This window comes from Plantactinospora endophytica (genome assembly GCF_016862915.1).
Lineage (GTDB): Bacteria > Actinomycetota > Actinomycetes > Mycobacteriales > Micromonosporaceae > Plantactinospora > Plantactinospora endophytica.
Map to the genome: position 1 here is coordinate 343,647 of NZ_BONW01000021.1, position 13,268 is coordinate 356,914.

The window sequence follows — 13,268 nt, forward strand, 5'->3', positions numbered from 1 at the left end:
CCGCCTCCGTCGGAAACGATAGCCGGAGGTCCTGCGGCACTCGGCGAAGGGGTCGCACAGCCCGGTCTCACACCCCGGCGAGCCGGTGCGGCGACGGGCGGAGGTAGACCGCCCAGGTCACCACGAGACAGATCGCGTACCAGGCGATGAAGGCGAGGTAGGCGGCGTCGGCCGAGGCGTAGGCCAGGAACGACTGCCGGAAGGCGATGTTGACCAGTACGCCCCCGAACGCGCCGACCGCCCCGGCGATCCCGATCAGGGCACCGGAGAGCCGCCACGCCCGGCGTTGCGCGGCGGCCGGGTCCAGTTCACCGACGGCCACCGCCTGCGCCGCCCTGGCCCGGAAGATCGCCGGGATCATCTTGTACGTCGATCCGTTGCCGATCCCGGAGAGCACGAAGAGCCCGATGAAGCCGACCAGGTAGAGGGTCAGCGACCGCTCTCCGGAGGCGTAGTGGACCAGTCCCGCCCCGGCCGCCATGCCGGCGAAGGTCGCCAGCGTCACCCGGGCCCCGCCGTACCGGTCGGCCAGGTGCCCGCCCACCGGCCGGATCAGCGAGCCGACCAGCGGTCCGAGGAAGGTCAGGTACGCCGCGTCCAGCGGGGTGGCGAACCGGTCGCCGAACTGCACCAGCAGCACCTGGCCGAAGGCGAAGCCGAACCCGATGAACGAGCCGAAGGTGCCGATGTAGAGCACCGACATCACCCAGGTGTGCGGGTCCCGGGCCGCCTCCCGCAGTGCGCCCCGCTCGTTGCGTACCCCGGTGATGTTGTCCATGTAGCGGGCCGAGGCCAGCGCGGCGAGCACGATCAGCGGGATGTAGACCGCCGGCACCAGGCGCGGGTACGCGGCGCCCGCCGTGGCCAGCACCGCCAGCCCGACGAGCTGTACGGCGGCCACCCCGATGTTGCCGCCACCGGCGTTCAGGCCCAGCGCCCAGCCCTTGAGGCGCTGCGGGTAGAAGAGGTTGATGTTCGCCATCGAGGAGGCGAAGTTGCCGCCGCCGACGCCGGCCAGGCAGGCCAGCACCATCAGCGTGGAGTACGACACGCCGGGCTCGATCAGGATCGCCATCGGCACCGCCGGCAGCAGCAGCAACAGGGCGCTGACGATGGTCCAGTTCCGCCCGCCGAACTTCGCCACCGCCAGCGTGTACGGCAGCCGCAGCACCGCGCCCAACGCGGTCGGTACGGCGGTGAGCAGGAACTTCCCGGCCGGGTCGATCCCGTACGCCGGGCCGAGGAAGAGCACCAGCACCGACCAGAGGCTCCACACCGAGAAGCCGATGTGCTCGGAGGCGATCGAGACGATCAGGTTGCGCCGGGCGACCGGTGCCCCGGTCTCGCGCCAGAAGTCCGGATCCTCGGGGCGCCAGTCGTCGAGTTGGTGCCGGCGAGGGGTGCCGGGCGTGCCGGCGGCGGGCCCCGGCGCGGTGGCCGGTGGCGGAAGCGTGCCGGTACCGGCCGTCGCCGGGGCGGCGGCCGTGCTGTCGGTGCCGGGAGCGGCGGCAGTACTCGTCATGCCGCCCGAACGTAGGAGCGGGCGGTTTCCCGGCGGTTCGCACTCGGGGTCGGGCCGGCAACGGAGCGCGCACGGCGGGTCCGGCCGGGTAGTGAGACGCGCCGGGCCGCCCGACTCGCGACGGTCGGAGCGGCGCGCTCCGGGGGACCGGAGCGGTCAGCCCCCGATGATCAGATGCCTTGGAGGATACGCAGCGCCCGGCTGACCCGGAACATGGTGTCGGTGTCGGCCGCGCCGACGCACTCGGTGAACCACTTCTTCATCGGCGAGGAGAGCCGGTCCGGCATCACCACGTATTCGCCCATGGTGACGGCGAGCGGGGAGTCCCGGAGCAGTTCGGAGTCGACCACCTCGGCCACGATCACGATCGGCACGTCGGTGGAGTTGTAGACGTCGGAGCTGATCACCAGGCCGAGCCGGGACCGGGCACCGTCGATCCGCCAGATCTCGCCCCTACGCAACAGAGGATTCACCCGGGCGCCTGCCGAGGGCCGCGTCGACGAGTGCGGCCTCCTGGGCGTCGGCGATGGCGGCGGCCTCGATGTCCAGCCGGGCCCGGCCGACCGCCTCGGCGTGCGCGGCGAAGACCTCGCGGAGCGCCTTCTCCCGGGCGGCCTGGTCGATCCAGGCGGAAAGCGACATGCCGTCCCGTTTCGCGAAGTGCCGCGCGTCCTCGATCGTCTCGTCGGAGAACGAGAGGGTCACCTTTGCGGTCATGCCGCCCAGCCTACCGGCGGTATGACCACCTGTCAGTCCAGCTCGCGCCGGCCGCCGAAGACGGCGAACCGCCACGACTTGTAGAAACAGTCGACCCCGACGAAACCGGCCTCGCCCAGCCAGCGGCACTGGTCCGGCAGCGGCGCCGGGCGGTCGTGCAGCATCCGCTCCCGGGCTCCGGCGATCTCCGCCTCGCTGGCGCCGAGCGCGGTGACCTGGGCGAGCCACACCTCGTCGTACCGGTGGTCCAGGTCGGGGGTACCGCCGGCGACCTGCTCGGCGTTCACGAAGACCCCACCGGGCACCAGTACCTGGCGGATCCGGCGGTACAGGTCGCGCTTGTCGGCGTCCGGCAGGTGGTGGATGGCCAGGGCCGAGACGACCGCGTCGTACGGGCCGCCGGGCAGCGGCGCGGTCAGGTCGGTGATCACCGTCTCGTGCGGTACGCCCCGTCGGCTCAGGTGCCCTCCGGCGACCGCGAGCATCGCCGGTGCGCCGTCCAGCAGGGTGGTCCGGACCCCCGGTACGGCGGCGCTGACCAGGATCGAGAGCAGTCCGGTGCCGGCGCCGAGGTCGAGTACCGCCGGCACCCGCCCGGACGCCAGCGCCCGACGCAGCGGCGGAGCGGCCACCTCCACCGCGGTGCCGTAGAAGTCGTCGAAGCACGGCACCAGCCTGCGGCGGGACTCGTCGTACGACCCGGCCACCGCTTCGAAAAGCGACACCACGGCCATCGGAGTGCCTCCTAAGATGTGGAACGAGCTTCCACATCATAGATCCACTGTCCGGCGCGGGCCCGTCGCGAACTCCCGGTCCACTTCCGCCCGAAAGCCGTCCGCAGCAGACTTTCCGGCCTCCGCCCAGAATTGTAGGTAATCTCCGGCGCCGGGCAAGGGGAAGCCGACCCGCTGAGCGGGATCCGTGTGAGCGGCTCTTGACAGGCCCGAAACAAGAGGGACCCGGCCGCGAAACCGGGCGCCGGCACGCTTCGGACATGACAGACGGTGCACGCACTGCGACGCATTCGGAGGATGTGTCCCAGGACATCGTCACGCACTGCCCATACTGCGCCCTCCAGTGCGGGATGACGCTGCGCCGTACCGCAGACCTGGTGCAGGTGCTGCCCCGGAACTTTCCCACCAACCGGGGCGGGCTGTGTCAGAAGGGCTGGACCGCCGCCGAGTTGCTCGACCACCCCGACCGGCTGACCACGCCACTGCTGCGGGACCGCCCCGGCGGGACGTTGCGCCCGGCGAGCTGGCCGGAGGCGCTGGACCGGGTGGTGACCGGCATCCGCCGGATCCAGTCGGCGTACGGCCGGGACGCGGTGGCCGTCTTCGGCGGCGGCGGGCTGACCAACGAGAAGGCGTACGCCCTCGGCAAGTTCGCCCGGGTCGCGCTCGGCACCCGCAACATCGACTACAACGGACGGTTCTGCATGTCGTCGGCCGCCGCCGCCGGGATGCGGGCCTTCGGCGTCGACCGAGGGCTGCCGTTTCCGCTGGCCGACCTCGGCACCGCCGACACCCTGCTGCTGGTCGGCGCGAACGTCGCCGAGACGATGCCGCCGCTGGTCCGCTACCTGGTCGAGCAACGGGAGCGCGGCGGCACCCTGATCGTGGTCGACCCCCGGGCCACCGCCACCGCCCGACAGGCGACCCTGCACCTGCAACCGACCCCCGGCACCGACCTGGCGGTGGCGAACGCGCTGCTGCACATCGCGCTGGCCGAGGGACTTGTCGACAAGGACTACGTGGCCGCCCGTACCAGCGGATTCGACCAGGTGCGGCGGGTGACCGCCGGGTACTGGCCGGCCCGGGCGGAGCGGCTCTCCGGGGTACCGGTGGCCGACCTGGAGGCGGCGGCCCGGGCGCTCGGCACCGCCGACCGGGCGATCATCCTCACCGCGCGCGGCGCCGAGCAGCACGCCAAGGGCGTCGACACGGTGACCGCCTTCGTCAACCTGGCCCTGGCGCTCGGCCTGCCCGGTCGGCCCGGCTCCGGCTACGGCTGCCTCACCGGCCAGGGCAACGGCCAGGGTGGCCGGGAGCACGGACAGAAGGCCGACCAGCTTCCCGGCTACCGCCGGATCGACGACCCGGCGGCCCGGGCGCACGTCGCCGGGGTCTGGGGCGTCGACCCGACCCTGCTGCCCGGCCCGGGTGTCTCGGCGTACGAGCTGCTCGACGCCCTCGGCACCGACGGCGGTCCGAAGGGGCTGCTGGTGTTCGGCTCCAACCCGGTCGTCTCGGCCCCCCGGGCGGGCCGGGTCACCGACCGGCTGCGCGACCTCGACCTGCTGGTCGTCGCCGACTTCGTCCGCTCCGAGACGGCGGAGATCGCCGACGTGGTGCTGCCGACCGCGCAGTGGGCCGAAGAGGACGGCACGATGACCAACCTGGAGGGTCGGGTGTTGCGCCGTCGCGCGCTCCGCCCACCACCGCCGGGGGTACGCACCGACCTGGCCCTGCTCGCCGACCTCGCCGAGCGGCTGGAGCACGTCGACGGGACGACCCTGGACCGCTCCCGCTTTCCGGCGGCGCCCGAGCAGGTCTTCGCGGAGCTGCGGCAAGCCTCGGCCGGCGGTACGGCCGACTACGCCGGGATCACCTGGGCGCGGATCGACGCCGAGGACGGTGTCTTCTGGCCCTGTCCCGACGAGGCGGGGCCGGGCACCCCGCGACTCTTCGCCGACGGCTTCCCCACCCCGGACGGCCGGGCCCGGTTCCTGCCGGTCGAGCACCGCCCGCCGGCCGAGGAGGTCTGCCCGGACTATCCGGTCTACCTGACCACCGGCCGGGTGCTGGCGCAGTACCAGTCCGGGGCGCAGACCAGGCGGGTCGACGCGCTGCGCCGGGCCGCCCCGAACGCCTTCGTGGAGCTGCATCCCGACCTGGCAGCCCGGCTCGGGGTGGAGGACGGCGACGAGGTACTGGTGACCAGCCGCCGGGGCGAGATGCGCGCGCCGGCCCGGCTGACCCCGACGATCCGGCCGGACACCGTCTTCGCGCCGTTCCACTGGGCGGGCGCGGCCCGGATCAACTCGGTGACCAGCGACGCCCTCGATCCGGTCTCCAGGATGCCCGAGTTCAAGGTCTGTGCGGTCCAGGTGCGGAAGGCACCGGTCGACGAGCGTCACGAGGGGACCTCATGACAGAGGAGACAGTGGACGGATCACGGAACCGGATCGTGATCGTCGGGCACGGCATGGCCGGCGCGCGGTTGGCCGCCGAGCTGTCGGCCCGGCTCGGCGACGCGAAGATCACGGTACTCGGCGCCGAGCTGCACCGGGCGTACAACCGGATCATGCTGTCCAGCCTGCTGGCCGGCAAGGTCGACGAGTCCGGTGTGGAGCTGGCCGAGGCGGCCGGGCACGGCATCGACGTACGGCCCGGGGTCGAGGTGACCGGAGTGGACCGGGCGGCCCGGACGGTGACGACCGGGCAGGGCGACCTGATCGGGTACGACCACCTGGTGCTGGCCACCGGCGGGCGGGCCCTGGTACCGCCGCTGGCCGGGCTGGACCGGGACCGGTTGCCGGACCGGGTCGCCGTGTTCCGCACCCTGGACGACTGCCGGCGCATCCTGGCCGCCACCACCGGAGCCCGCCGGGCCCTGGTGCTCGGCGGCGGGCTGCTCGGCCTGGAGGCGGCCCGGGGGTTAGCCGCCCGGGGACTCGACGTGCAGGTGGTGCACCCGGTCGGGCACCTGATGGAGCGGCAACTCGACCCGACGGCCGGCGCGGTGCTGGCGCGTACCCTGGGCGGGCTCGGCGTCACCACCCACCTGGACGTGGCCGCGAGCGCCGTGGACGTCCGGGCCGACGGCCTCACCCTCACCCTCTCCGACGGCCGTCACCTCGACGCCGACCTGCTGGTCCTCTCCTGCGGGGTACGCCCCGACACCGAGTTGGCCCGCGCCGCCGGGCTCACCGTCGACCGGGGCGTGGTGGTCGACGACCGGCTGCGCACCAGCGACCCGCACGTCTCGGCGATCGGCGACTGCGCCCAGCACGCGGGCGTGGTGACCGGGCTGGTCGCGCCGGCCTGGGAGCAGGCCCGGGTGCTGGCCCAGGTGCTGGCCGGACACGACCCGAGGGCGCGCTACCGGCCACAGCCGTCGGTCACCCGGCTCAAGGCCGCCGGCATCGACCTTGCCGCGATGGGCGACGCCGCCGCCGGCCCCGCCCCGGACGTCGAGGAACTCAGCTTCTCCGATCCGGTCCGCGGCACCTACGCCCGGCTGCGGATCGTCGGCGAACGGCTCACCGGGGCGATCATGCTCGGCGACAACCCGGCGGTCGGCACGGTGATCCAGCTCTTCGACCGGGGTACCCCGGTGCCGATCGACCGCCGCACGCTGCTGCTCGGCCGCAGCCGGGACGGCGCGGGCGCGGCACCGGTCGAGTCACCGGCACTGATGCCCGACGCGGCGACGGTCTGCCAGTGCAACACCGTACGCAAGGGCGCGCTGGTGCGCTGCTGGCGGGCCGGGGCGAGGTCGATGGACGACGTGGTCGCCGCCACCCGGGCCACCACCGGCTGCGGTAGCTGCCGGGACGCCGTGGAGGGGATCCTCGGCTGGCTCTCCTCGATCGACACTCCCGACCCGGTGGAAGCAGAGGTGGCAGCGTGACTGGATCGTCCGTGCGGCAGCGGCTCGTGGTGGTCGGCAACGGCATGGTGGGGCAGCGCTTCGTCGAGGCGCTGCGCTCCCGGGACACCGACGGCCGCTGGCAGGTCACCGTGCTGGCCGAGGAGGGCCGGCCGGCGTACGACCGGGTGCGGCTGTCGGCGTTCTTCGACGGGGTGGACGCGGACGAGCTGAGCCTGCACCGGCCCGACGACGGCGTCGACCTGCGGCTCGGCGAGCCGGTGGTGGCGATCGACCGGGCGGCGCGACGGGTGGTCACCGGCGGTGGGGAGTACCCCTACGACGCGCTGGTGCTGGCGACCGGGTCGTACCCGTTCGTGCCGCCGATCGACGGCGCGTACGTCGCCGACGGCCCGGACGCGCTCGGACCCACCCCGTCGCTGCGGTCCGGGGTCTTCGTCTACCGCACCCTGGACGACCTGACCGCGATCCGCGACTTCGCCAAGGGCCGGCGTACCGGTGCGGTGGTCGGCGGCGGGCTGCTCGGCCTGGAGGCGGCGAACGCACTGCGGCTGCTCGGCCTCGCCACCTCCGTGGTGGAGTTCGCGCCCCGGCTGATGCCGGTACAGGTCGACGAGGCCGGCGGTGCGATGCTGCGCCGGTACGTCGAGGAACTTGGCGTGGTGCCGCACCTCGGGGTGGCCACCACCGCGATCCGGTCCCGGCCGGACGGCGAACTGGCCGGGCTGACCCTCTCGGACGGCAGTTGGCTCCCGACCGACCTGGTGGTGGTGGCCGCCGGCATCCGGCCCCGGGACGAGCTGGCCCGGGACGCCGGCCTGGCGCTGGGCGAGCGTGGCGGGATCCGGGTCGACGAGACCTGCCGCAGCGCCGACGAGCGGATCTGGGCGATCGGCGAGTGCGCCGCCGTCGAGGGGACCTGCTACGGCCTGGTCGCGCCCGGCTACGCGATGGCCGAGGTGGTGGCCGACCGGCTGGTCGGCGGCTCGGCCACCTTCCCGGGGGCGGACCTGTCGACCAAGCTGAAGCTGCTCGGCGTGGACGTCGCCTCGTTCGGCGACGCGCACGGCCGCACCCCGGGCTGCCTGGACGTGACGTTCACCGACCCGGCCACCCGGGTCTACGCCAAGCTGGTCCTCTCGGACGACGCGCAGACCCTGCTCGGCGGGGTGCTGGTGGGCGACGTGACGGCGTACCCGACGCTGCGGGCGAGTGTCGGCGGTGCGCTGCCCGGCCCGCCGCTGGCGCTGCTCGCCCCGGCCGGCGACGGCACCGGTACGGGCTCCGGGATCGCCGCGCTGCCCGGGTCGGCGCAGGTCTGCTCCTGCAACGCGGTGACCAAGGACCAGCTCGTCGGCGCGATCGCCGAGGGCTGCACCGACGTACCCGGGTTGAAGGCGTGCACCCGGGCCGGTACGAGCTGCGGGTCCTGCGTACCGATGCTGAAGCAGTTGCTGGCGGTCTCCGGGGTGAGCCTGAGCAAGGCGCTCTGCGAGCACTTCGACCACAGTCGACAGGAGCTCTTCGAGATCGTCCGGGTACGCCAGATCCGTACCTTCTCCCGGCTGGTCGCCGAGCACGGCCGGGGTCGGGGCTGCGACATCTGCAAGCCGGCGGTCGCCTCGATCCTCGCCTCGCTCGGCAACGGCTACGTGCTCGACGGCGAGCAGGCGTCGTTGCAGGACACCAACGACCACTTCCTGGCCAACATCCAGCGGGACGGGACCTACTCCGTGGTGCCCCGGATCCCGGGTGGCGAGATCACCCCGGAAAAGCTGATCGTGATCGGCGAGGTGGCCCGGGACTTCAACCTCTACACGAAGATCACCGGTGGGCAGCGGATCGACCTCTTCGGCGCCCGGGTGGAGCAGTTGCCGCAGATCTGGCGCCGGCTGGTCGACGCCGGCTTCGAGTCCGGGCACGCGTACGGCAAGGCGCTGCGTACGGTGAAGTCCTGTGTCGGCTCCACCTGGTGCCGGTACGGCGTGCAGGACTCGGTCGGGCTGGCCGTCGCCCTGGAGCTGCGCTACCGGGGACTGCGTGCCCCACACAAGATCAAGTCTGCGGTCTCCGGCTGTGCCCGGGAGTGCGCCGAGGCCCGCAGCAAGGACTTCGGCATCATCGCCACCGACAACGGCTGGAACCTCTACCTCGGTGGCAACGGCGGCTTCCGCCCCCGGCACGCCGAACTCTTCGGCCAGGATCTCTCCACCGAGGACCTGGTCCGGTACGTCGACAGATTCCTGATGTTCTACATCCGCACCGCCGACCGGCTCCAGCGGACGGCCGCCTGGATCGAGGCGATGGAGGGCGGCCTGGAACACCTGCGGGCGGTCATCGTCGACGACTCGCTCGGGCTCTGTGCCGAACTGGACGCCGCGATGGCCCGGCACGTCGGGTCGTACTCGGACGAGTGGCGCGACACGCTGGCGGACCCGGACCGGCTGCGCCGGTTCACCTCGTTCGTCAACGCGCCGGACGTCCCGGACCCGTCGATCACGTTCGAGGTGGAACGGGGACAGCCCGTTCCGGCCCTGGGAGACCGCCGACCGGTGACGCTCGGCCTCCCGACGACCATGGGGGTACCGAGTTGACTCTGGACACCACGATCAACGACGACGTGAGCTGGACGCCGGTCTGCCCGTACCCCCGACTGGAGCCGGAGCGCGGGGTGGCCGCGCTGATCGACGGCGAACAGGTGGCGGTCTTCCGCACGTACGACGGCCGGCTCTTCGCCATCGGCCAGCAGGACCCGATCGCCAAGGCGTACGTGATGGCCCGGGGCATCGTCGGCAGTCGCGGCGAGATCCCGACGGTCGCCTCGCCGCTGCACAAGCAGGTCTACGACCTGCGCACCGGCGACTGCCTGGACGTGCCGGGCGTGGCGGTGCCGACCTACCCGGTCCGGCTCCGGGACGGGCTGGTCGAGGTGGCGCCCCGACAGCGGCCGGCCGGGGACTCCTGATGTCCGGCGAGCTGTCCGGCTTCACGGTCGGGGTCACCGCCGACCGGCGCCGCGACGAACTCACCGCGCTGTTGGAGCGGCGCGGCGCCCGGGTGGTGCTGGCCCCGGCGCTGCGGATCGTGCCGCTGGCCGACGACACCGAGCTGCGTGCGGCGACCCGGGCCTGCCTGGACAACCCGCCCGACGTGCTGATGGCGAACACCGGAATCGGGATGCGCGGCTGGCTGGAGGCGGCCGAGGGCTGGGGACTGGCCGAGCCGCTGCGCTCGGTGCTGTCCCGGGCCTACATCGTCAGCCGGGGGCCGAAGGCCCGGGGCGCGATCCGGGCGGCTGGGCTGCACGACGAGTGGTCACCCGCCTCGGAGAGCTGCGACGAGGTGATCGACCACCTCCGGCAGCGCGGCGTACGCGGCCAGCTCATCGCGATGCAGCTACACGGCGAACGGCAGCCGGAGTGTACGGCGGCGCTGGAGGCGGCCGGGGCGAGCGTGATCGAGGTACCGGTCTACCGGTGGGCGGCGCCGACCGACCCCGCTCCGCTGCACCGGCTGGTCGACCTGATCGCCGGTCGGCTGGTGGACGCGGTCACCTTCACCTCCGCACCGGCCGTCGGTGCGCTGCTCCGGGCGGCCGGCCCCAGCACCGACGCGGTGCTGGACGCGATGCGCTCGGACGTCCTGGCCGCCTGCGTCGGGCCGGTCACCGCCGCCCCGTTGCGCCGACACGGCGTACCGGTGGTGTCGCCGAACCGGGCCCGGCTCGGTGCGCTGGTCCGGACCATCGTCGACGAGTTGCCGCAGCGGGCGATCAGCGTCAAGGTCGCCGGCCACCTGCTGACGCTGCGCGGGCACGCCGCCATCCTGGACGGCGAGCTGCGCCCGCTGGCGCCCGCCCCGATGGCGGTGCTCCGGGCCCTGGCCAGTACGCCCGGCCGGGTGATGTCCCGGGCCGCCCTGCTGCGCACCCTGCCGAGGGGCGCCGACGAGCACGCCGTGGAGATGGCGGTGGCCCGGCTGCGGGCCGGGCTGCGTACCCCGGGGGTGGTGCAGACCGTCGTCAAGCGCGGCTACCGGCTGCCGGTCGACTGATCCGCCCCGATCTCCCCTGGTCGAACCCATCGACGGGGCGGCTGCCGGCTCACGCTTGGGTATCGGCTCGACTTGATCCCTTGACTGGCGGACAGGTGGTTGGCAGGGTAAGGCCGCAACGTCCCGGTCGCGACCGTAAACTGCCATCCGGGACCGTACACAGAGGACATACGGCGACGTTCCATCGCCCTGACGAGACTCTTTCGGGTTGCGTCACACCCTGCTCGCGGACGCGTCAGGAGGACTGCCGGAGACATCGGGCCACGCACTACGATCTTGGCGTGCACCGGCCACTGCGAGCCGTCGGCAACCACCCGCACCCGCAGCGCTCAGCGGGACGCGGCCGATCCCGAACCAGGCGACCGATTCACATCCTCAACGGATCATCCTCAAAGGACAGGTAGTAATGACGAGGCGTATTCGCGTGCTGGCCGCCGCGGCCATGGCCACGGCCCTGTTGGTCACGGCCGGTTGCTCGGGCTCGGACGACTCCGACGGCGGTGACGCCGGCAGCAAGACCCCGGACAAGGTGACGTACCTGACCGGGTTCGGCACCGGTGGACACGACGCGTTCGCGTGGGTCGCGAAGGACAAGAACTTCTTCAAGGAGGCCGGGCTCGACGTCACCATCCAGCAGGGCGCCCCGGCCACCAACAACCAGGGTCTGCTCTCCGGCAAGGCGCAGTTCACCTACAGCGACGTGACCCAGTTGATGATCCAGACCGGCAAGGCGCAGGTCACCGAGATGCGGGTGATCGCCGCGGTGCACCAGAGCACCCTGGTCGCGATCTTCGCTCCGCCCGGCTCGAACGTCACGAAGCCGAAGGACCTGGAGGGCAAGCGGGTCGGCGTCGCCGCGGGCTCGATCACCAAGACCCTGCTGCCGGCGTACGGCAAGCTGGCCGGCTTCGACGCCAGCAAGCTCCAGTTCGTCGAGACCACCCCGCAGACCCTGGTCGGCCTGCTGGTCGGCAAGAAGGTCGACGTGCTCAGCACCTTCGTCATCACCAAGAACACGGTGGAGACGGTGACCAAGCAGCAGATGACCGTCATGCCGCTCACCGACTACCTGCGGGACCTGCTCGGCACCGGCCTCACCACCACCGCCAAGTACGCCCAGGAGAACCCGGACATCGTCAAGCGGTTCAAGGACGCGGCGATGAAGGGCCTCAAGTACACGGTGGAGAACCCTGAAGAGGCCGCCAAGATCATGAAGGCCAACAACCCGAACGTGAACGAGCAGGGCGCGGCGGCCGAGATCAAGCTGATGACGCCGTACGTCACCTCGGCGCCGGGCAACGTGATCGGCGCGCTCGACGAGCAGCGGGCCGCCCGGGCCATCGCGATCCTCCAGGGTGCCGAGCTGATCCCGGCCGGCCTCACCCCGGACAAGGTCATCGACTTCTCGATCGCGCCGAAGGCCTGACCCACAAGCGCGACATCTCGGGGACGGCGAGTGGACAGCCACTCGCCGTCCCCTTCTCGACGCAGAGGAGAAATCGATGACCGGTAGGCGTGAACTGTCCCCCGGCGCCCGGACGGCCCTGCCGATCGCCGGCACCATCGTCGCGATCGCCCTGTGGTGGCTGGCGACCATCGTCTTCGACATCGAGACCCTGTTCCTGCCGAGCCCGCCGGAGGTGGTCGACGCCTTCCGACGGGAGCCCACCTACCTGTTCGAGGGAGCCTGGGCGACGCTCTGGGGCACCCTCGTCGGCTTCGGCCTCGCGGCGGCCGGCGGGATGCTCGCCGCACTGCTGCTGACCAGTTCGCGTCTTGTCGAGCAGGCCACCCTGCCGATGATCGTGGCGTTCAACGCGGTGCCGAAGGTATCCCTCGTCCCGCTGCTGATCCTCTGGATCGGGTACGACTCGCGGACCAAGGTCTCCCTGGTCGTACTGATCGCGTTCTTCCCGATCATGGTGGCCGCCATGGCCGGCCTCACCTCGACCCCGGCCGACCTCTACGAACTGACCCGGTCGCTGTCGGCGTCCCGGCTGAAGACCTATCTCAAGGTACGCCTGCCGTGGGCGCTGCCCCAGGTCTTCGTCGGGCTGAAGCTCGGCATCACGCTCTCGCTTATCGGTGCCGTGGTGGCCGAGTTGCAGACCCTGAACGCCGGCCTCGGATCGATCATCTACAGCACCCAGCAGTCGTTCGACACCCCGCTGGCGTTCGCCGCGATCACCCTGGCCGGGCTGCTCGGCATCGCCCTGTTCTACGCGGTGGTGGTGGCCGAGCGGTTCGCGGTGCCGTGGGCCCGGAAGATCGCCGCCTGACGGTGGCCGCCCGCTGAGCGACCCGGGCCACCGGGTCCGGACGGCCGGGCGGACCACCGCCGCGCACCGCCGATCGGGCGGAC

At 72.4% G+C, this 13,268-nt stretch carries 11 protein-coding genes; 7 read left to right on the plus strand and 4 right to left on the minus strand.

The features are described 5' to 3' along the window. Nucleotides 1–67: 67 nt before the first annotated feature. The 4 genes from Pen02_RS22560 to Pen02_RS22575 all read right to left on the minus strand — a co-directional run bounded on the left by Pen02_RS22560 (nucleotide 68) and on the right by Pen02_RS22575 (nucleotide 2,973). Complete coding sequence (locus Pen02_RS22560; protein WP_203868071.1) at nucleotides 68–1,522, minus strand: MFS transporter; 1,455 nt, start codon at nucleotides 1,520–1,522, stop codon at nucleotides 68–70. Between the two features lie 170 nt (nucleotides 1,523–1,692). Next, nucleotides 1,693–1,986, minus strand: coding sequence for a type II toxin-antitoxin system PemK/MazF family toxin (locus Pen02_RS22565; protein ID WP_203868261.1), 294 nt, complete (start codon nucleotides 1,984–1,986; stop codon nucleotides 1,693–1,695). After that, entirely contained in the window at nucleotides 1,976–2,239 is a 264-nt protein-coding gene (locus Pen02_RS22570; protein ID WP_203868072.1) for a DUF6364 family protein, read from the minus strand. Before Pen02_RS22570 ends, Pen02_RS22565 begins: the two co-directional genes overlap by 11 nt. A 32-nt stretch (nucleotides 2,240–2,271) precedes the next feature. Next, complete coding sequence (locus Pen02_RS22575; RefSeq protein ID WP_203868073.1) at nucleotides 2,272–2,973, minus strand: class I SAM-dependent methyltransferase; 702 nt, start codon at nucleotides 2,971–2,973, stop codon at nucleotides 2,272–2,274. A 260-nt stretch (nucleotides 2,974–3,233) separates the two neighbouring features. Here Pen02_RS22575 and Pen02_RS22580 point away from each other — a divergent pair, with 260 nt between their 5' ends. From Pen02_RS22580 to Pen02_RS22610, 7 genes are all read left to right on the plus strand, one after another. Beyond that, entirely contained in the window at nucleotides 3,234–5,393 is a 2,160-nt protein-coding gene (locus Pen02_RS22580; protein WP_203868074.1) for a molybdopterin oxidoreductase family protein, read from the plus strand. Beyond that, the gene (locus Pen02_RS22585) at nucleotides 5,390–6,874 is read left to right on the plus strand and encodes an FAD-dependent oxidoreductase (protein WP_203868075.1); all 1,485 of its coding nucleotides are present in this window, start codon (nucleotides 5,390–5,392) and stop codon (nucleotides 6,872–6,874) included. Before Pen02_RS22580 ends, Pen02_RS22585 begins: the two co-directional genes overlap by 4 nt. Nucleotides 6,875–6,885: 11 nt before the next feature. Continuing rightward, nucleotides 6,886–9,447, plus strand: coding sequence for a nitrite reductase large subunit NirB (gene nirB, locus Pen02_RS22590; protein ID WP_203868262.1), 2,562 nt, complete (start codon nucleotides 6,886–6,888; stop codon nucleotides 9,445–9,447). A gap of 2 nt (nucleotides 9,448–9,449) precedes the next feature. Then, complete coding sequence (gene nirD, locus Pen02_RS22595) at nucleotides 9,450–9,818, plus strand: nitrite reductase small subunit NirD (RefSeq protein ID WP_372445654.1); 369 nt, start codon at nucleotides 9,450–9,452, stop codon at nucleotides 9,816–9,818. Next, nucleotides 9,818–10,906 carry a uroporphyrinogen-III synthase gene (locus Pen02_RS22600; RefSeq protein WP_203868077.1) on the plus strand — a complete coding sequence of 363 codons (1,089 nt, stop codon included), beginning with the start codon at nucleotides 9,818–9,820 and terminating at the stop codon, nucleotides 10,904–10,906. Before nirD ends, Pen02_RS22600 begins: the two co-directional genes overlap by 1 nt. 406 nt (nucleotides 10,907–11,312) lie before the next feature. Next, nucleotides 11,313–12,332 (plus strand): ABC transporter substrate-binding protein, encoded by a 1,020-nt coding sequence (locus Pen02_RS22605; RefSeq protein ID WP_203868078.1) that lies wholly within the window; start codon nucleotides 11,313–11,315, stop codon nucleotides 12,330–12,332. A 76-nt stretch (nucleotides 12,333–12,408) separates the two neighbouring features. Further along, complete coding sequence (locus Pen02_RS22610) at nucleotides 12,409–13,185, plus strand: ABC transporter permease (RefSeq protein WP_203868079.1); 777 nt, start codon at nucleotides 12,409–12,411, stop codon at nucleotides 13,183–13,185. The last annotated feature ends 83 nt before the right edge of the window (nucleotides 13,186–13,268 follow it).

What these genes read in the sequence shown, in the direction of transcription:
- Pen02_RS22560 (WP_203868071.1), bottom strand. Translation starts at nt 1,522, where the DNA reads ATGACGAGTACTGCCGCCGCTCCCGGCACCGACAGCACGGCCGCCGCC.
- Pen02_RS22570 (WP_203868072.1), bottom strand. Translation starts at nt 2,239, where the DNA reads ATGACCGCAAAGGTGACCCTCTCGTTCTCCGACGAGACGATCGAGGAC.
- Pen02_RS22575 (WP_203868073.1), bottom strand. Translation starts at nt 2,973, where the DNA reads ATGGCCGTGGTGTCGCTTTTCGAAGCGGTGGCCGGGTCGTACGACGAG.
- Pen02_RS22580 (WP_203868074.1), top strand. Translation starts at nt 3,234, where the DNA reads ATGACAGACGGTGCACGCACTGCGACGCATTCGGAGGATGTGTCCCAG.
- Pen02_RS22585 (WP_203868075.1), top strand. Translation starts at nt 5,390, where the DNA reads ATGACAGAGGAGACAGTGGACGGATCACGGAACCGGATCGTGATCGTC.
- Pen02_RS22600 (WP_203868077.1), top strand. Translation starts at nt 9,818, where the DNA reads ATGTCCGGCGAGCTGTCCGGCTTCACGGTCGGGGTCACCGCCGACCGG.
- Pen02_RS22605 (WP_203868078.1), top strand. Translation starts at nt 11,313, where the DNA reads ATGACGAGGCGTATTCGCGTGCTGGCCGCCGCGGCCATGGCCACGGCC.
- Pen02_RS22610 (WP_203868079.1), top strand. Translation starts at nt 12,409, where the DNA reads ATGACCGGTAGGCGTGAACTGTCCCCCGGCGCCCGGACGGCCCTGCCG.